18 protein-coding genes are annotated in these 17,844 nt (G+C 72.1%); 13 read left to right on the forward strand and 5 right to left on the reverse strand.

Annotation, left to right across the window (positions count from 1 at the left end; translation table 11 throughout):
* The first annotated feature begins 62 nt into the window (after positions 1 to 62).
* Positions 63 to 1,478 (forward strand): FAD-binding oxidoreductase, encoded by a 1,416-nt coding sequence (locus tag ACGFS9_RS24430; RefSeq protein WP_393256145.1) that lies wholly within the window; start codon positions 63 to 65, stop codon positions 1,476 to 1,478.
* Positions 1,479 to 1,492: 14 nt separating this feature from the next.
* Here ACGFS9_RS24430 and ACGFS9_RS24435 read toward each other — a convergent pair whose 3' ends face one another.
* Complete coding sequence (locus ACGFS9_RS24435; protein WP_393256146.1) at positions 1,493 to 2,008, reverse strand: SsgA family sporulation/cell division regulator; 516 nt, start codon at positions 2,006 to 2,008, stop codon at positions 1,493 to 1,495.
* 283 nt (positions 2,009 to 2,291) lie between these two features.
* On the opposite strand from ACGFS9_RS24435, the gene ACGFS9_RS24440 reads away from it, so the two are divergent.
* Together ACGFS9_RS24440 and ACGFS9_RS24445 are read left to right on the forward strand one after the other, a co-directional pair.
* On the forward strand, positions 2,292 to 3,893 hold the full coding sequence (locus tag ACGFS9_RS24440) for an RDD family protein (RefSeq protein ID WP_393256148.1): 1,602 nt from the start codon (positions 2,292 to 2,294) through the stop codon (positions 3,891 to 3,893).
* Between the two features lie 94 nt (positions 3,894 to 3,987).
* The gene (locus ACGFS9_RS24445; protein ID WP_393256149.1) at positions 3,988 to 4,749 is read left to right on the forward strand and encodes an RDD family protein; all 762 of its coding nucleotides are present in this window, start codon (positions 3,988 to 3,990) and stop codon (positions 4,747 to 4,749) included.
* 109 nt (positions 4,750 to 4,858) lie between these two features.
* Here the strand turns inward: ACGFS9_RS24445 and ACGFS9_RS24450 are convergent, their stop codons facing one another.
* The gene (locus ACGFS9_RS24450; protein ID WP_393256151.1) at positions 4,859 to 5,140 is read right to left on the reverse strand and encodes a hypothetical protein; all 282 of its coding nucleotides are present in this window, start codon (positions 5,138 to 5,140) and stop codon (positions 4,859 to 4,861) included.
* Positions 5,141 to 5,579: 439 nt separating this feature from the next.
* Between ACGFS9_RS24450 and ACGFS9_RS24455 the strand changes: the two genes are divergently transcribed.
* On the forward strand, positions 5,580 to 7,934 hold the full coding sequence (locus tag ACGFS9_RS24455; protein ID WP_393256153.1) for an immune inhibitor A domain-containing protein: 2,355 nt from the start codon (positions 5,580 to 5,582) through the stop codon (positions 7,932 to 7,934).
* A gap of 121 nt (positions 7,935 to 8,055) precedes the next feature.
* Positions 8,056 to 8,391 (forward strand): hypothetical protein, encoded by a 336-nt coding sequence (locus ACGFS9_RS24460; RefSeq protein ID WP_393256155.1) that lies wholly within the window; start codon positions 8,056 to 8,058, stop codon positions 8,389 to 8,391.
* Positions 8,392 to 8,547: 156 nt separating this feature from the next.
* Here ACGFS9_RS24460 and ACGFS9_RS24465 read toward each other — a convergent pair whose 3' ends face one another.
* Both ACGFS9_RS24465 and ACGFS9_RS24470 read right to left on the reverse strand, forming a co-directional pair.
* Complete coding sequence (locus ACGFS9_RS24465; RefSeq protein ID WP_393256156.1) at positions 8,548 to 9,132, reverse strand: isochorismatase family protein; 585 nt, start codon at positions 9,130 to 9,132, stop codon at positions 8,548 to 8,550.
* Positions 9,133 to 9,375: 243 nt separating this feature from the next.
* Positions 9,376 to 10,629 carry a nicotinate phosphoribosyltransferase gene (locus tag ACGFS9_RS24470; protein WP_393256183.1) on the reverse strand — a complete coding sequence of 418 codons (1,254 nt, stop codon included), beginning with the start codon at positions 10,627 to 10,629 and terminating at the stop codon, positions 9,376 to 9,378.
* A 247-nt stretch (positions 10,630 to 10,876) separates the two neighbouring features.
* On the opposite strand from ACGFS9_RS24470, the gene clpS reads away from it, so the two are divergent.
* The 7 genes from clpS (at position 10,877) to ACGFS9_RS24505 (ending at position 15,896) form a co-directional block, all read left to right on the forward strand.
* Positions 10,877 to 11,194 carry an ATP-dependent Clp protease adapter ClpS gene (gene clpS, locus ACGFS9_RS24475; RefSeq protein ID WP_393256158.1) on the forward strand — a complete coding sequence of 106 codons (318 nt, stop codon included), beginning with the start codon at positions 10,877 to 10,879 and terminating at the stop codon, positions 11,192 to 11,194.
* A gap of 50 nt (positions 11,195 to 11,244) precedes the next feature.
* The gene (locus ACGFS9_RS24480) at positions 11,245 to 11,847 is read left to right on the forward strand and encodes a DUF2017 domain-containing protein (protein WP_393256160.1); all 603 of its coding nucleotides are present in this window, start codon (positions 11,245 to 11,247) and stop codon (positions 11,845 to 11,847) included.
* 487 nt (positions 11,848 to 12,334) lie between these two features.
* Positions 12,335 to 13,786, forward strand: coding sequence for an amino acid permease (locus ACGFS9_RS24485; protein WP_393256162.1), 1,452 nt, complete (start codon positions 12,335 to 12,337; stop codon positions 13,784 to 13,786).
* Positions 13,787 to 13,922: 136 nt separating this feature from the next.
* The gene (locus ACGFS9_RS24490) at positions 13,923 to 14,345 is read left to right on the forward strand and encodes a Mov34/MPN/PAD-1 family protein (RefSeq protein ID WP_393256164.1); all 423 of its coding nucleotides are present in this window, start codon (positions 13,923 to 13,925) and stop codon (positions 14,343 to 14,345) included.
* 90 nt (positions 14,346 to 14,435) lie between these two features.
* Positions 14,436 to 14,537, forward strand: a complete 102-nt coding sequence (locus tag ACGFS9_RS24495; protein ID WP_323178196.1) for a putative leader peptide — start codon at positions 14,436 to 14,438, stop codon at positions 14,535 to 14,537.
* 112 nt (positions 14,538 to 14,649) lie between these two features.
* Entirely contained in the window at positions 14,650 to 14,928 is a 279-nt protein-coding gene (locus ACGFS9_RS24500; protein ID WP_393256165.1) for a MoaD/ThiS family protein, read from the forward strand.
* Positions 14,929 to 14,945: 17 nt separating this feature from the next.
* Positions 14,946 to 15,896, forward strand: a complete 951-nt coding sequence (locus ACGFS9_RS24505) for a PLP-dependent cysteine synthase family protein (protein ID WP_393256166.1) — start codon at positions 14,946 to 14,948, stop codon at positions 15,894 to 15,896.
* Positions 15,897 to 16,226: 330 nt separating this feature from the next.
* On the opposite strand, the gene ACGFS9_RS24510 is transcribed toward ACGFS9_RS24505, so the two are convergent.
* Positions 16,227 to 16,706, reverse strand: coding sequence for a type II toxin-antitoxin system PemK/MazF family toxin (locus tag ACGFS9_RS24510; RefSeq protein WP_393256167.1), 480 nt, complete (start codon positions 16,704 to 16,706; stop codon positions 16,227 to 16,229).
* Positions 16,707 to 16,954: 248 nt separating this feature from the next.
* On the opposite strand from ACGFS9_RS24510, the gene ACGFS9_RS24515 reads away from it, so the two are divergent.
* On the forward strand, positions 16,955 to 17,707 hold the full coding sequence (locus ACGFS9_RS24515; protein ID WP_393256169.1) for an MBL fold metallo-hydrolase: 753 nt from the start codon (positions 16,955 to 16,957) through the stop codon (positions 17,705 to 17,707).
* The last annotated feature ends 137 nt before the right edge of the window (positions 17,708 to 17,844 follow it).

Below are 17,844 nucleotides of genomic sequence, written 5' to 3' on the forward strand. Positions count from 1 at the left end.
CGCCCCGGCGCGTCCGGCCTCGCGCCGACGGGGTTCACACCGATGGCCCCGGGTGCGACCCTGTGATCATGAGCCGTATCGAAGCCCCGCGCGACGAGGACACCGCAGCGGCCGGCGGCCTCGTCGACCGCCTCCTGGACGGCCTGCCCGCCGAGGCCGTGCTCACCGACCCCGACGTCACGGCCGCCTACGCCCGCGACATGGCCAGTTTCTGCACCGCCGGCACGCCCTCCGTGGTCGTCCTGCCGCGCACCGTGGAGCAGGTCCGGCACGTGATGCGCGTCGCGAGCGCGCTGCGCGTCCCGGTCGTCCCGCAGGGCGCCCGCACCGGACTGTCCGGCGCGGCGAACGCCTCCGAGGGCTGCGTGGTGCTCTCCCTCGTGAAGATGGACCGCATCCTGGAGATCGATCCGGTCGACCGGATCGCGGTCGTGGAGCCGGGCGTGGTCAACGCGGTGCTGTCCCGCGCCGTGGGCGAACACGGCCTGTACTACCCGCCGGACCCCTCCAGCTGGGAGACCTGCACCATCGGCGGCAACATCGGCACGGCCTCGGGCGGCCTGTGCTGCGTGAAGTACGGGGTGACCGCCGAGTACGTGCTCGGGCTCGACGTCGTCCTCGCCGACGGGCGGCTGATGTCCACCGGGCGCCGCACCGCCAAGGGCGTGGCCGGCTACGACCTCACCCGCCTCTTCGTCGGCTCCGAGGGCTCGCTCGGCATCGTGGTGCGGGCGACCCTGGCGCTGCGCCCGCAGCCCCCGCTTCAGCTCGTCCTGGCCGCCGAGTTCGGGTCGGCGCGGGCCGCCTGCGACGCCGTCTGCCGGATCATGGAGGGCGGCCACGTGCCCTCCCTCCTGGAACTGATGGACCGTACGACCGTCAAGGCGGTCAACGACCTCGCCCACATGGGGCTGCCCGAGAGCACGGAGGCGCTCCTGCTGGCCGCGTTCGACACCCACGACCCGGCGGCCGACCTCGCCGCCGTGGGCGCCCTCTGCGAGGCCGCGGGCGCCACCCAGGTGGTCCCCGCCGAGGACGCGGCCGAGTCCGAACTGCTGCTCCAGGCACGCCGGTTGTCGCTGACCGCGCTCGAAGCGGTCAAGGGGACCACGATGATCGACGACGTGTGCGTGCCGCGCTCCCGGCTCGGGGACATGCTGGAGGGCGTCGAGCGCATCGCCGAGAAGTACGCCCTGACCATCGGCGTGTGCGCGCACGCCGGCGACGGCAACACCCACCCCACCGTCTGCTTCGACGCGTCCGACCCCGACGAGTCCGGGCGGGCCCGCGCGTCCTTCGACGAGATCATGGCGCTCGGCCTCGAACTCGGCGGCACGATCACCGGCGAGCACGGCGTGGGCGTCCTGAAGAAGGAGTGGCTGGCCCGCGAGATCGGTCCGGTGGGCCTCGAGATGCAGCAGGCGATCAAGACCGCGTTCGACCCGCTGGGCATCCTCAACCCGGGCAAGGTGTTCTGAGGCCGGTCACGGCCCTAGGCGCCGTCCCCGGACTCGTCCGAGGGCCACGGGTCGTTCAGCCACAGGTCGTCGGCCGCGGCAGCGCCGCCCCCCTGTTCCGGCGTGGCCGAGAGCCGCGGGGAGGGGGCGAGCAGTTCGGCGAGCCCCGCGTCGAGGTCGAGTTGCCCCGCCTCGGAGCCCGGCGGGACCGCCCGCAGGGTGCGCTCCAGCCAGGCGGAGACCTGCGCGGCGGGCGCTTCGAGCAGCGCGTCGCCGTCCGGTGAGCTCAGCGCCATGAGGACGACCGGACGGCCGGCGACCTTCGTCGGCCACACCCGCACGTCCCCGTGGCCGCAGGGCCGGAACACGCCCTCGACGAGCAGTTCGCGGGCGAACGTCCAGTCCACGGGATGGCCGGAGCCGACGTGGAAGGTGACGTGGACGGCGTACGGGTCGTCGCTGCGGTAGCTCAGCCGGGCCGGCACGGCGATGCTGCGCTCGGGCGACAGGACGAGCCTGAGTTCCAGTTCGCGTTCCACCACGGTGTGCATGTCGAGGTCCTCTCCTTCGTCGCGCACGGGGCCCTGGACGGTCCCGTACCGGGGGAGAGCGCGGCCGGGCCGGACCATTACGCGGGTCCGGAGAAGTTTTTTTCGCCGCGCCGGTCGCCGCGCCCCGGACACCCGCCGCACAGCTTCGCGACTCCGGCGGCGGAAGGTGGCGGATCGTTGCCCGAAAGGGGTGGGTACGGCGGGACGGGCCGTGACGGGCCCGCCGTTCTGGTAGATGTGGACCCCCAACACGGCCCCCGAGCAGATACGGGACGACGCGGACATGAGCGCCCCAACCCCGGCACCCGGTGACGACAGGCCCCGCGAGGGGTACTACCCGGACCCGTCCATCCCTGGATACGTCCGGTACTGGAACGGAGCCGCCTGGGTGCCGGGCACCAGCCGCCCCGCACCGGCCGCCGGCGAACCGCTCGTCGCCCCCGCCGGGGTGCGCCCCGCCCCCGTACCGGCGCCGGCCCCGGCACCGGCGGAGGAGACGGGCCCGCATTTCTTCGACGAGGACCCCGAGCCGCGCGTGACGACGCCCGCCGAGGCCCAGCACGGCAACCGCCCCGAGCCGGCCGCCGCGTGGGGCGCCGACCGCTCGCGGCAGTCCGGTTTCGGCGCCGGCCGGGACCGGCGGGTGTCGTGGGGCGCGCCGCAGGGCGCCGACCCGCGGGCGGCGGACCCGGCCGCCGCCCGGCCCGACGGTGCAGCGGCCCGCGCGGACGGCACGGCGGCGGCCCCGCCCGCCGCCGCTCCGGCGACCGGTGGCCCGGTGGACTTCCGCCGGCCCGCCGAACCGGTGCCGCCCGCGGAGAACCCGCCCGCCGCGGCTCCCGGCGCGGAAGCCGGCCCGCCGCCCCAGGGGGGCCACCCCTCCGGAACCCCTGGTCCGCGGGCTCCCGAGCGCTCCGAGGGCACGATGGCCATCCGCGCCCGCTCGCCGCGGACCGAGCGGCCGGGCGGCGACGGCGGCGCGAGCGCCGTGCGGGCACCGGGGACGGCGCCCGTCGCGCCGGCCGGCTCCGCCCCGGGCGTCCCGGCCGGTTCGGCGGCCGGGAGCGGCTTCGGCGCCGGCCAGGCCGCACAGGCCGCCGCGGCGCAGGCCCCGGCGCCCGCCGCGGTGGCCCCGGCCCCGGCGCCCGCGGCCCAGGCACCGGCGCCCGCCGCCTCGGCCCCGGCGCCCGCGGCCCAGGCCGCTCCCGCTCCCGCCGCCGTGCCGCAGCAGCCGGGCCCCGTCACACCGATGGCGTCCGGGTCCGGTGGCGGCCAGCCGTCCTGGGCCCAGCAGGTGCACCGGCTCGCGGGAGACGACCCGGCGGAGGAGGGGGCCCCGGTCGCGCCGTGGAAGCCCCCGGTGGAGGACGTGTTCCAGGCGGCGGCGCGCCGGCAGGCGGCGGCCCGTCCGGCGGGCCTGGGCCGGCGGCTGGCGGCCCGCCTGGTCGACACGGTCGTCGTCGCCGCCGTGACCGCGGCGGCGGCCGTGCCGCTCGGCACCCGGGCCGTCGACCACATCGACCGGAAGATCGACGCGGCGAAGCTGTCCGGCGAACAGGTCACCGTCTGGCTCCTGGACGGCACGACCTCCGTCTGCCTCGGCGGCGTCCTCGCCGTCCTCCTCGGCTTCGGCGTCCTCTACGAGGCCCTGCCGACGGCACGCTGGGGCCGCACCCTGGGCAAGAAGCTGTGCGGTGTGGAGGTGCGCGACATCGAGGCGCACGAACCGCCCACCTTCGGGCGGGCTCTGGGCCGCTGGCTGGTCCTCAGCGTGCCCGGCCTGCTGGTCGTCGGAGTCGTCGGCGTGCTGTGGGGGCTGTTCGACCGGCCCTGGCGCCAGTGCTGGCACGACAAGGCGGCCCACACGTTCGTCGCGCAGCCCTGACCCGCGGGGCGCGGCTCCCGCCGTCCGGGGGAGCCGTCCCCCGGACGGCCCCTCGCCGGATGCGGAGACCGGGGGTTCGAGGTCGACTCGTGCCATGAGCAGCGAACCGCCGCCCCCGGGCCCCGGCCGGCCATCGGACGACGACCCGTTCACCAAGCAGCCCCCGCCCGGGCAGGGCGGGGGTTCCCCGTACGACCCGCCACCGGGCGGCGAGCCGCCGCCCGGTGGCGGGCCACCGCCGCCCCCCGGGGGCCCGCAGCCCCCGTACGGCGGTCAGCAGCCTCCCGGTGGCGGTCCCTACGGCGGCGGCCCGTACGACGGCCGGCAGCCCCCAGGCAACCCCTACGGCGGCGGAACGGGGGACCCCTACGGCGGTGGCGGCCCCTACGGCGGCGATCCGCTCGCCGGGATGCCGCCCCTCGCCGAGAGCGGCAAGCGCGTGCTCGCCAGGATCATCGACATGATCCTGGTCGGCATCGTGGTGTGGCTGCTGTCCTGGGCCTTCGGCGTCACCGAGTACAACGTCGACTCGGACAAGATCGAGTACGGAAAGTCCTTCGGCCAGTCCCTGGTGGCCGCCGTGCTGTACGTCGCCTACGACACCGTGATGATCAGCCGGACGGGACAGACCGTCGGCAAGAAACTGTTCAACCACCGGGTCGCCAACCTCGACAACGGCGCGACGCCCACCGTGCAGACCTCGCTGGTCCGCGCCCTGGTCCTGTGGCTGCCGTTCGCCTTCTGCTGCGCCTGCATCTGGACGGCGATCGCGGGCGGCTGGAGCTTCTTCGACAAGCCCTACAAGCAGGGCCTGCACGACAAGGCGGCCAAGACGGTGGTGGTCCGCACCACCTGAGGCGGCCACCGGCGGCGGCCGGTCCTCGAACGTGAGCGGCGGACCCGTACGGCACGGGTCCGCCGCTCACGTTCGAGGACCGACGCCTCGCGGGCGTCCGCGGAAGGCGTCAGCGCCTCGCGTGTTCGCGCACCGGCCGCCCGGACGCGGTGGGGGAGGCGGACGCGGTCTCGCGCCGCGTCTCGCGCTCGTGCGCGGCGGGTGCGGCGGACGGTGCCGGCTTCGGCAGGGGCACGGTCATCGCGACGAGCAGTCCGAGCGCGAGGGCCGAGACGGCGATCAGGACGATCCCGAGGATCGAACTGGCCTGTGACAGCAGCAACATGGCGAGTGTGGAACAGATCACGGTGCAGGATCCGTAGGCGAGCTGTGCGGCGGTCGGACGAGGCATGGCAATCGTGTCCTCGGATGGGGATCTCCCCCCTGGGTGCCTCTCGCGACGGGGGAGGGTGCGGACAGGAATCGAGGGCGGACAACGGTGTCGACCTGGCATCTCGCCGAGGTCCGGCGCTCCGCCGGCCGACTCTCTTGGCCTGCATGCCCGACCGGAACGACCGGTAAGCGTGACCTTACCCACGGTGCCGGTGCACAGGGGGCGCACGGAGTCATCACGTCCACCAAGTGGACATCTCGGCGCGCCGGTTGCGGGTCCGCGGGCTCGTCCGGATAGCGAACGACCGCTCCGCATAATGCACTTGCCAGGTTCAAGTCAAGATCTGTTTTTTCTTTGGTAACTCCGGTCAAATGACGTCACTTGAATCGCGTTGCGCGCGCGGACCTCCATGACCCGGAACCCCCTCCGCGTGAACGGACGCGGGGGAGGACATCAAGTGACCATCAGACCATGGACGTTCAGAGCAGCAGCGGTGGGCGTGGCCCTCGCGGCGGCCACCGCCACGTTCTCGACGTACGCCGTGGCGCAGGCCGACTCGGCCGCCGCGTCACCGGTCGTGGACCGCCACGACCCGCAGCCGGTCAAGAACACGGTCGATCACGACCTCGACGGCCCGCTGAGCAAGACCCAGAACGCCCAGCGCCAGGAGGCGCTGAACCAGGTCATATCCGGCGACGCCTCGGTGAAGAACCGCAACGGTTCCAAGGTCGTCCAGCTGAAGAGCAAGAAGGGCTCCAGCAAGTACGTCGAGCTGGGCCGGGAGAAGACCGACAAGATCTTCACCATCCTGGTCGAGTTCGGCGACAAGACCGACCCGAAGTACGGCGGTACCGCCGGTCCGCTGCACAACACCATCGCCAAGCCGAACCGCAAGAAGGACAACAGCACGGCCTGGCAGGCGGACTACAACCAGAAGCACTTCCAGGACCTCTACTTCGGCACCGGCAAGAAGACCGAGTCGATGAAGAAGTTCTACGAGAAGCAGTCCTCGGGCCGCTACTCGGTGGACGGCGAGGTCGCCGACTGGGTGAAGGTGCCCTACAACGAGGCCCGTTACGGCAACAACGCCTGCGGCTCCACCAACTGCCCGAGCGTGTGGAACGTCGTCAGCGACGGCGTCACCGCCTGGGTCGCCCAGCAGAAGAAGGCCGGCAAGTCCGACGCGGCCATCAAGAAGGAACTCAAGCAGTTCGACCAGTGGGACCGGTACGACTACGACGGCGACGGCAACTTCAACGAGCCGGACGGCTACATCGACCACTTCCAGATCGTCCACGCCGGTGAGGACGAGTCCGCCGGCGGCGGCGTCGAGGGCACCGACGCGATCTGGGCCCACCGCTGGTACGCCTTCGGCACCGACGCGGGCGCCACGGGCCCGAGCGACAACAAGCTCGGCGGCGCGCAGATCGGCGACTCCGGCATCTGGGTCGGCGACTACACCATCCAGCCGGAGAACGGCGGACTCGGCGTCTTCGCCCACGAGTACGGCCACGACCTCGGTCTGCCGGACCACTACGACACCGCCGGCGGCGACAACTCCACCGGTTTCTGGACCCTGATGTCCTCGGGCTCCTGGCTCGGCACGGGCAAGGACTCCATCGGCGACCTGCCGGGCGACTTCAACGCCTGGGACAAGATGCAGCTCGGCTGGCTGAACTACGACACCGCCAAGGCCGGCAAGCAGTCCACCCACAAGCTGGGCATCGCCGAGTACAACACCTGGAACAAGCAGGCGCTCGTCGTCTCCCTGCCGAACAAGAAGGTGACGACCACCGTCGTCGAGCCCGCGCAGGGCACGACCCAGTGGTGGAGCGGCAGCGGCGACGACCTGAAGAACACGCTGACCCGTTCGGTGGACCTCACGGGCAAGTCGTCGGCGAAGCTGGACCTCGACGGCTGGTACGACATCGAGGCGAACTACGACTACCTCTACACCGAGGTCTCGACCGACGGCGGCTCCAACTGGACCGCTCTGGACGGCACCGTGGACGGCGCCGCGATCCCGCGTGACGGCAGCGACAAGCCCGCCCTCACCGGCACGATCGACGCCTACGCCAAGCTGTCGTACCCGCTCGACGCCTACGCCGGCAAGAAGATCGACCTGCGCTTCCGCTACCAGACCGACGGCGGCGTGGCCCAGAAGGGCTTCGCGGCCGACGAGATCACGGTGACCGCGGACGGTTCGGCCCTCTTCTCGGACAACGCCGAGACGGCGGACGCCGCGTGGACGGCCAAGGGCTTCTCCCGCATCGGCGCGTCCTTCACGAAGGACTACGCGCAGTACTACCTCGCGGAGAACCGCCAGTACGTCTCGTACGACAAGACCCTCAAGGTCGGCCCGTACAACTTCGGCTTCTCGACGACCCGTCCGGACTGGGTGGAGCACTACCCGTACCAGAACGGCCTGTTGATCTGGAAGTGGGACACCTCGCAGGCGGACAACAACACCAGCCAGCACCCCGGTGTCGGCCTCGCCCTCCCGGTCGACGCCCACCCGAAGGCGCTGTGGTGGGACAACGGCACCCTGATGCGCAACCGCATCCAGGCGTACGACTCGACCTTCAGCCGGTACCGCACGGATGGCATCACGCTGCACAACGCGGACGTGAAGACGAAGATCCGGTCGTCGAAGGGCGTCTCGGTCTTCAACGACCACACCAGCGACTACTACGACAACCGGAACCCCACCGGCGGTGTCAAGATCACTGACACCAACACCAAGATCCAGATCGTCAAGGAGGCCAAGGACGGCTCCACGATGCTGCTCAAGGTGGGCCCCGCGGTGAAGTAACCCGCATCATCGCAGGTCACAAGCGTATCGGCGGCAGCCCCCTGGCGGGTTGCCGCCGATCGTGTTTAGGTGCGTCCTGTGCCTGGCTTATTGACATCGAATCGCACGGGGGTGTGACCGCATGGCCGCAGGAGGCTTCTGCAAGCTGCCGAACGGCAGCGTCGTGGTGGCGTTGAACCTGCCCAGTCCGGCAGGTTCCGGCAACGGCTGTGTCCGGTTCCTCGTCGTCGCCCAGAACCGGGCCCGCGCCCTGACGCGGCTGCGGAACCTGGGTCTGCGCGCCGTCTACCTGCGGGGCAACGCCGCTCCGCCCACCCCCGACGAGATCACCGCGGTCCTGCACCATCCGGACGGGCTGATATGGCGCACGGCACCGGACACGGCCCCGCACGAGCCGGCCCAGGAGCTGTGGCATCCGATCAGGGCGCTGCTCAGACGCCCGGCGGCACAGCCGTGACCGGTCCCCGCCACGCGCCGTCACCAGGCGCCACCCCGGGTGGCCCGCTCCCGGCCCCGGTCGCCCGGGCCGGGCGCGCCGGCGCGGCGCCGTCGTGGGCCGGGGCCGTCCCGGTGCCGGCGGGGGCCGCGGGGCGTGTGCCGTCCGGCCGGCCGATCAGACCACCGGCTTGCCGGTGAGCTCGACGCCCGCGGCGCGCAGCTCCTCCAGCGCGCGGTCCGTCGTCTCCTTGGCCACCCCGGCCGTCAGGTCGAGCAGCACGGTCGTGCGGAACCCCTCGCGGACCGCGTCCAGGGCCGTCGCCCGCACGCAGTGGTCGGTCGCGATGCCGACCACGTCGACCTCGCCGATCCCGTGGGCGCGCAGCCAGTCGGCCAGTGCGGTGCCGTTCTCGTCGGCGCCCTCGAAGCCGCTGTAGGCGGCGGCGTAGGCGCCCTTGTCGAAGACGGCGTCGATCGCGCCGGAGGCGACCGCCGGGGCGAAGTTCGGGTGGAACCCGACGCCCTCGGTGCCCGCGACGCAGTGCGCGGGCCAGGAGTGCACGTAGTCGGGATTGTCGGCGAAGTGCCCGCCGGGGGCGATGTGCGCGTCCCGGGTGGCCACCACGTGCCGGTATCCGGCGGTGGCCTGGCCGATCAGCTCCGTGATGGCGGCGGCCACGTCGGCACCGCCGGCCACCGCGAGGCTGCCTCCCTCGCAGAAGTCGTTCTGCACGTCTACGACGATCAAGGCGCGGCGCATGGGCGGTGTCCTTCGGCTATGGGGGTCGGCGTCGGTGAACCGGGGTGTGCGGGCCCGGGCGTTGAACTTCCGAGCGTAGAGACTGGGAGGGCGGTGCGGGAGAGGCTGTCCGGCAGGATTCCCGGGCCGGCGGGGATGCGGTGCACCGTCCGCGCGCCCGGGCGGGCGCGCTGGCCGTTGCATGCCCGCTCGCCGGAGGTTCATGCGCCCCGCCCCGCGCGCCGCACCGGACCCCCCGGGGCCTCAGACGTACTCGGTGGGCAGGACCGGCTCGCCCCGCGAGAGCTGGGTCGCCGACAGCGGCAGCCGGGCGCGGGCCGCCGCGTGCCGGTCGCGCACCACGTCGAGGGGCTCGTGCGCCAGGACCCGGCCGCCCTTGACCAGCTCCACCAGCAGCTGCCGGTCGGCCAGGTCGGCGGGGACCGGCCCGGTGCCGACGACCTCGGCCTCGGTGACCCCGTGCTCGTCCAGCCGCCGCGCGGCCCACTTGCGCCCGCCGACGGACGTCTTGCCGCCCGAGGACTTCTTCGCCACCGGCACCAGCGGTGCCTCCGGATCGGCCGACTCGGCGCGGGCGACCAGCTTGTAGACCATCGAGCAGGTCGGGTGGCCGGAACCCGTCACCAGCTGGGTGCCGACGCCGTAGGCGTCCACCGGCGCCGCGGCGAGCGAGGCGATCGCGTACTCGTCCAGGTCCGAGGTCACGACGATCTTCGTGTCCCGCGCGCCCAGCTCGTCCAGCTGCTCGCGCACCCGGTGGGCGACCAGCAGCAGGTCTCCGGAGTCGATGCGGACCGCGCCCAGCTCGGTGCCGGCGACCTCGACGGCCGTCCGGACCGCCTCGGCGACGTCGTAGGTGTCCACCAGCAGGGTGGTGCCCCGGCCGAGCGATTCCACCTGGGCCCGGAAGGCGTCGCGCTCGGTGTCGTGCAGCAGCGTGAAGGCGTGCGCCGAGGTGCCCACCGTCGGGATGCCGTACCGGAACCCGGCCGCCAGGTCGGACGTGGTGGTGAAGCCGCCGACGTACGCGGCGCGGGAGGCGGCGACCGCCGCCAGCTCGTGGGTGCGGCGTGCGCCCATCTCGATCAGCGGCCGCTCGCCGGCGGCGGAGGCCATCCGGGAGGCGGCGGCGGCGATCGCCGAGTCGTGGTTGAGGATCGACAGGATCACCGTCTCCAGGAGCACGCACTCCGCGAAGCCGCCCTCGACGCGCAGGATCGGCGACCCGGGGAAGTACACCTCGCCCTCGGGGTAGCCCCACACGTCCCCGCCGAAACGGTACGTGGACAGCCACTCCAGGGTCGGCCGGTCGACGATCCCGCGCTCGTCCAGGAAGGCGAGGACGTCGTCGTCGAACCGGAAGTTCTCCACGGCGTCGAGGACGCGCCCGGTGCCCGCGACCACCCCGTAGCGCCGCCCCTCGGGCAGCCGGCGGGTGAAGACCTCGAAGACGGAGCGCCGCTCGGCGGTCCCGGCCGCCAGGGCGGCCTGCACCATCGTCAGCTCGTACTGGTCGGTGAAGAGTGCCGTCGAGGGGACGCCCACCCGCCGCCCGCCGCCACCCGTCCGGGGGAGTGCGCCGTGCCCGTCCTCTTCCTGGAACCCAGGGTCCGCTGTGTTCATGGCTGGGATCGTACCCCCATTTCGTCACTGTGACGATTTCTGTTTCCGCGGCGCCGGCGCACGGCCCCGCGGACCCCTTTTCGCGGGCTCGTTTGTGCGGGTGCCCCCCTCTGGTGGCAGCATGGGCGGTGTGACCGCTCCCGCACCTCTAGAGATCGAGAAGACCGAGTCGGCGGAGGAGGTCTTCGCCGTACCCGAGCCGGACGTCCCCTGGGTCACGATCGTGCACAACGACCCGGTCAACCTCATGAGCTATGTGACGTATGTCTTCCAGACGTACTTCGGCTACTCCAAGGACAAGGCCACCAAGCTGATGATGGACGTCCACCACAAGGGCAGGGCGGTCGTCTCCAGCGGCTCGCGCGAGGAGATGGAGCGCGACGTGCAGGCCATGCACGGCTACGGTCTGTGGGCCACCCTTCAGCAGGACCGGAAGTAGCCGGACCGTCCACCGCCCGCCCGCAGGACCGGAAGCAGCGAACCCACTCCATGCCTGGACACTTCGAACCGCTCCCCGACGGCGGCGCGGCCGTCGCCCTCGACGACGTCGAGATCTCCATCATCCGCTCCCTCGCCGTGCAGCTCCTGGAGCTCATCGGCCCCGGCCCCGCGGAGAACGCCCCCGACGACCCGCTCGCCGAACTGTTCGCCGAGGGCCCGAGCGAACCGCCCGCCGACCCGGTGCTCAAGCGCCTCTTCCCGGACGCCTACGGCGGCCCCGAGACCGAGGCGGCCTCCGCCGAGCAGGCCGAGGAGCAGCGCGCCCACTCCGCGGAGTTCCGCCGCTTCACCGAGAACGACCTGCGCGCGGGCAAGCGGGACAACGCCCTCGCCGTGATCCGCTCGCTGGACGCGCTGACCCCCGGCGACGGGGCGGCCGTCCTCGCCCTGGACGCCGCGGAATCGGAGCAGTGGCTGCGCGCGCTGAACGACCTGCGGCTCGCGATCGGCTCCCGGCTCGGCGTCACCGACGAGGAGGACACCGACCTCCTCTACCGGCTCCCGGACGAGGACCCGCGCAAGCCGATGGTCATGGCCTACCTCTGGCTCGGCGGCCTCCAGGAGACCCTCGTCGAAACCCTGATGCCCTGAGCGACCCGGGCCCGAAGCCTTGGAGGCCCGAAGCCCCGGGGACCGGAAGCCCTGGAGGGCGGAAGGTCGAAGGGCGGGGTGCCCAGCGCTGCCGGTGGCCCCGAGGGCCGCGCCGCGCCTCCGCGCCGGTCCGCGCCTCCTGGACCGTTACGACCGGACCTGTCCGGACATAAACCCTCTGGTGTTCGCTCAACGGACGCTCAAATCCGGATAACGATCACGTCACCGCGACCGCGCCCTATGGGGCGCGGTTCGACGTTTTGTCCGGTTCTCGCTGTGGTCTGCGCAACACGCGACCCGGTCGCCCGGTGCGGGGGCCGTGATAGATCTTCACGACCGCCCGACGGGACACCACCCACGTCCCGCCGGGTGCGCCACCGAGCCGGCGGACCGCCGGCCAGGCACAGCTCCACCATCCGGGGGGATCGGAAACCGATCCGAAGCCAGCGCACTGGCTCGGACCGGTATGGAGAAAGGCGCACCACACATGACCTCATCGCAGGTCGCCAAGCAGCACGACGGCAGTGAGGCCGTGGGCGGCGACGCCCCCGAAGAGGGGTACGAGCGCGGGCTCGGCAGCCGCCAGGTCCAGATGATCGCGATCGGCGGCGCGATCGGCGTCGGCCTCTTCCTGGGAGCCGGGGCGAACATCGCCAAGGCCGGCCCCAGCCTGATCATGATGTACGCCCTCGCCGGCGTGATCATCTTCTTCATCATGCGGGCGCTCGGAGAGCTCCTGCTCTACCGCCCTGTCTCGGGCTCCTTCGCGGAGTACTCCCGTGAGTTCCTCGGCCCGTTCTTCGGCTACTTCACCGGCTGGACCTACTGGCTGATGTGGGTGGTCACCGGCATGGCCGAACTCACGGCCGCCGCCATCTACGTCCACTACTGGTTCCCCGCCGTCCCGCAGTGGGTGACGGCCCTGGTCTTCCTGGTCGTCCTGTTCGTCGCCAACCTCATCTCCGTGAAGCTCTTCGGCGAGATCGAGTTCTGGTTCTCGATGGTCAAGGTCACCGCCCTGATCGGCATGATCGTGATCGGCCTGGGCGTCCTCACCTTCGGCTTCAGCTCCGCCGGCGACACCGCCTCGGTCGCCAACCTCTGGCAGTTCGACGGCTTCTTCCCCAAGGGCATCGGCTCGTCCCTGATGACCCTCCAGGGCGTCATGTTCGCCTACCTCGCCGTCGAACTCGTCGGCGTCACCGCGGGCGAGTCCGAGAACCCCGAGAAGACCCTCCCCAAGGCCATCAACACCCTCCCGTGGCGGATCGCCCTCTTCTACGTCGGCGCCCTCACGGTGATCCTCTGCGTCGTGAAGTGGACGGAGTTCTCTCCGGGCGTCAGCCCCTTCGTCGCGGCGTTCGCCAAGATCGGCATCCCGGCCGGCGCCGGCATCGTCAACTTCGTCGTCCTCACCGCGGCCCTGTCCTCCTGCAACTCGGGCATGTACTCCACCGGCCGCATGCTGCGCACCCTGGCCGACAGCGGCGAGGCCCCGAGGATCTTCAACCGGCTGTCCTCCACCAAGACGCCCGCCTTCGGCATCACGGTCTCCGTGCTCTTCATGGGCATCGGCGTGATCCTCAACTACGTCGTCCCCGAGAAGGCCTTCGGCTACGTCACCTCGGTGGCCACCGCGGCCGGCATCTGGACCTGGCTGATGATCCTGGTCAGCCACATCCTCTACCGCCGCGCCGTCGACGCGGGCCGCCTGCCGGCCTCGTCCTTCCCGGCCCCGGGCGGCGCCCGCTGCAGCTACGTCGCGGTCGCCTTCCTGCTGTTCGTCACCGGCCTCATCGCCTACGACGCCGACTCCCGCATCTGCCTCTACGTGATGGCCGTCTGGGCCGCCGCCCTCGCCGTCGGCTGGGCGATCCTGAAGTCCCGCAACCCGCAGATCGCCCAGCGCCGCGAAGCGGAGCTCGAAAAGGTCGGCTGACCTGCGGAAACCGGCAAGCGAGCAGAGTCGGTCGCACCACCTCGGCCGCGACCGCGAGCCTCCGCCCGGTTCACCATGTGGGCCGCTCCGTACCACTCCTCGGTACGGAGCGGCCTCTCTGCTTATGCTGGCCGGCATGCTGACCATCACCCAGGCCCTGTTCGACCAGATCGTCGCGCACGCGCGCCGGGACCACCCCGACGAGGCGTGCGGCGTCGTCGCCGGACCCGCGGGCACCGACCGCCCCGAGCGGTTCGTCCCCATGCTCAACGCGGCCCGCTCGCCCACGTTCTACGAGTTCGACTCCGGCGACCTGCTCAAGCTCTACCGCGAGATGGACGACCGCGACGAGGAGCCCGTCGTCATCTACCACTCGCACACCGCGACCGAGGCCTACCCCTCCCGCACCGACATCACCTACGCCAACGAGCCCGGCGCCCACTACGTGCTGGTCTCCACGGCCGACACCGACGCCGCCGGCCCCTTCCAGTTCCGCTCCTACCGGATCGTCGACGGCGAGGTCACGGAGGAGGAGGTCAGGGTCGTCGAAGCACCCTGACCCCGCCCCGATCTCGTCCATCGGTCGGGAAACGTCCAGGATGCGATATCACACTCCTGGGCCCCCACCGGGAATCGATACGATGAGCCCATGGTTTTCCACGACGTGAGCGACAAGACGCCGGGCGCCCTGCTCGTGGCGCGGCTGCACGTCGACCTGTGCAGGCTGCAGAGCGCCATCTGTACGCGCTGACCTGCCGCCGCCGTACGGCCGAGAGCCGCGGCGCCGCAAGCACAGCACCAGCACCATCCGCGCCGCCGCGCGTCTTCCGACCTGACTTTCCTTCCGACAGGAGCCCGCAGACATGGCCATCGAGGTCCGCATCCCCACCATCCTCCGCACCTACACCAACGGCGAGAAGGCCGTCGAGGGCGGCGGGGCGACCCTTGCCGAACTGTTCACCGACCTCGACGCCCGCCACGCGGGCATCCGCGCCCGGATCGTGGACGGCGACGAACTGCGCCGCTTCGTCAACGTCTACCTCAACGACGAGGACGTCCGCTTCCTCGACGGCATCAACACCAAGCTGACCGACGGCGACAACGTCACCATCCTGCCGGCCGTCGCCGGCGGCATGGCCTGATCGGCCGCTGGTCACCGATGCGCTACGACTCCCCGCTCGCCGCGGTGGGCAACACCCCCCTGGTGCGTCTGCCGCGGCTGTCCCCCTCCGACGACGTCCGGATCTGGGCCAAGCTGGAGGACCGGAACCCGACCGGTTCGATCAAGGACCGGCCCGCCCTCCACATGATCGAGCAGGCGGAGAAGGACGGCCGCCTGACCCCGGGCTGCACGATCCTGGAGCCGACCAGCGGCAACACCGGCATCTCGCTCGCCATGGCGGCCAAGCTCAAGGGCTACCGCATGGTCTGCGTGATGCCGGAGAACACCTCGCAGGAACGCCGGGAACTGCTCGGCATGTGGGGCGCCGAGATCATCCCCAGCCCGGCCGCGGGCGGTTCCAACACCGCCGTACGGGTCGCCAAGGAACTGGCGGAGCAGCACCCCGACTGGGTGATGCTCTACCAGTACGGAAACCCGGACAACGCAGGCGCCCACTACGCCTCCACCGGCCCCGAGATCCTCGCCGACCTCCCGTCCGTCACCCACTTCGTGGCCGGACTCGGCACCACCGGCACCCTCATGGGCGTCGGCCGCTACCTGCGCGAGCACAAGCCGGACGTGAAGATCGTCGCCGCCGAGCCGCGCTACGACGACCTCGTCTACGGCCTGCGCAACCTGGACGAGGGCTTCGTGCCGGAGCTGTACGACGCCGGCGTCCTCACCACCCGCTTCTCCGTCGGCTCGGCCGACGCGGTCACCCGCACCCGGGAGCTCCTCCAGCAGGAGGGCATCTTCGCGGGCGTCTCCACCGGCGCCGCCCTGCACGCCGCGATCGGCGTCGGGAACAAGGCCCTCAAGGCCGGCGAGTCCGCCGACGTCGTCTTCGTGGTCGCCGACGGCGGCTGGAAGTACCTGTCGACGGGCGTCTACACGGCGGCGACGACGGAGGACGCGATCGAGACCCTGCACGGCCAGCTCTGGGCGTAGAGCTCACCGCGGCGCCCCCGCACGGCCGCCCCCGAGGGCGGGAAAGCGGGCGTCGCGGCCCTTCCTCACCGCTCCCCTCAGGGGCGACGGACGACGACGCGGGGCGCGGCGACCGGACACAGGTCGCCGCGCCCCGCGCCGCCCCTCCCCGGACCCCGCCCTCCACCCGGCGTCGCGTCACGTCCAGCACGCTCGGCCTCGCGCGCAGCGGGAGGCGAGCAGGGCAACGGGCGGCTCGCGCGCGGCAGGGGAAGCGCCCGCCCGATCGGAGGCGGTGGGGGAGTACCGAACACCCGGCTCGGCGGAGGGCCGGCCCGTCCCGCGGGCGCCTCAGCCCGCCAGGTCGCGCACCTGGTCCCACAGCGCCGGGTCGACCACCCCGACCCGCCGCCGGAAGTCACCCACCGGGACCTCCCGCAGCTCGTCCGTCTCCAGATAGCTCGGCCGGCCCTGCGCGTCCCCGACGGCGCCGGGCGGCAGCGGAATCACGCCGGGCCGCTCGTCGTGGAACTTGCTGGTGATCTTCGCCACGGTCGCCCGCCTGCCCCGCACGGAGATCACCAGGCACGGCCGGTCCTTCGCCCCCGGGCCGTCCTCGTAGGGGACGTTCGCCCACCAGATCTCCGACGGCCGGGGCAGCCCTGCGTCACGCGACCGGCCGCCGCCCCGCCGGGGACCCGAGGGCCGCCGTCCCGGCGGCCGCGTCCGCCCGGCCGGACGGCGCCCGCGGCGCCCCCAGCCGTCCACCACCGCCGCGACCAGCGCGAGCAGCACCACCGCGGCCAACGCGAGCCACCAGGACGTGTCCATGAGGAAGAAGGTACCGGCGCGTCGCCGCCCGCGGACGCCCGTCACGGACCCCCGTCCGCCCAAGGTCCATCCGAACCGGTGACACCACAGGTGAGTTCGCCCACAACCGCCCCTGGCGAAGGAGCGACCGGCCCGCGTGCGCCGTAGGCTCGACGAACCGCACGACTCCCGTTTTCGTACCCGCACCGAGTACCTGCACACCGCACCTACTCTCTGCACGTCCTGCCAGCGCGGAGGTTCCAGCTCCTATGAAGCTCACCGTCGTCGGCTGCTCGGGGTCGTTCCCGTCCGTGGATTCGGCCTGCTCGAGCTACCTCGTAGAGGCCGACGGCTTCCGGCTGCTCCTCGACATGGGCAACGGCGCCCTGGGCGAGCTGCAGCGCCACTGCGGTCTCTACGACCTCGACGCGATCTTCCTCAGCCACCTGCACGCCGACCACTGCATCGACATGTGCGCCTACTTCGTCGCGCGCTACTACCGGCACGACGGCGGCCGCTGCGCCCCGATCCCCGTCTTCGGACCCGAGGGCACCGAACAGCGGCTGACCACGGCCTACGCCGACACGCCGTCGGCCTCCTCGATGAGCGAGGTCTTCGACTTCCACACCGTCAAGCCGGGCACCTTCGAACTCGGCCCGTTCACCGTGCACACCGAGCGGGTGCGGCACCCCGTCGAGGCGTACGGCATCCGGCTGGAGCACGACGGGCGCTCGCTGACGTACTCCGGGGACACCGGGCCGACCGAGGTGCTGGACGAACTCGCCCGGGACACGGACCTGTTCCTGTGCGAGGCGGCGTTCACCCACGGCAAGGAGGACATCCCCGACCTCCACCTCAACGGCCGCCAGGCCGGCGAGTCCGCCACCCGGGCCGGCGCCCGCCGCCTCGTCCTCACCCACATCCCCCCGTGGACCAACCCCCGCATCAACCTCCGCGACGCGGGGGCGGCGTACCCGGGCCCGGTGGAACTGGCGACGCCGGGGGCTTCGTACGAGGTCTGACCCGTCGACCACGCGGCAGGGCCCCGGAACCGATGCTTGGGTCTTGGGTTCTAACGGTCCTCGCAACACCCGCGATCTGTGGGAGTTGCGAGGACCGTGGCCGTTGAACGCGATGATCTTGCGGGGGTGCGGGAGCG

The sequence above is a fragment of the Streptomyces sp. NPDC048566 genome (assembly GCF_043199735.1).
Taxonomy (GTDB): Bacteria; Actinomycetota; Actinomycetes; order Streptomycetales; family Streptomycetaceae; genus Streptomyces.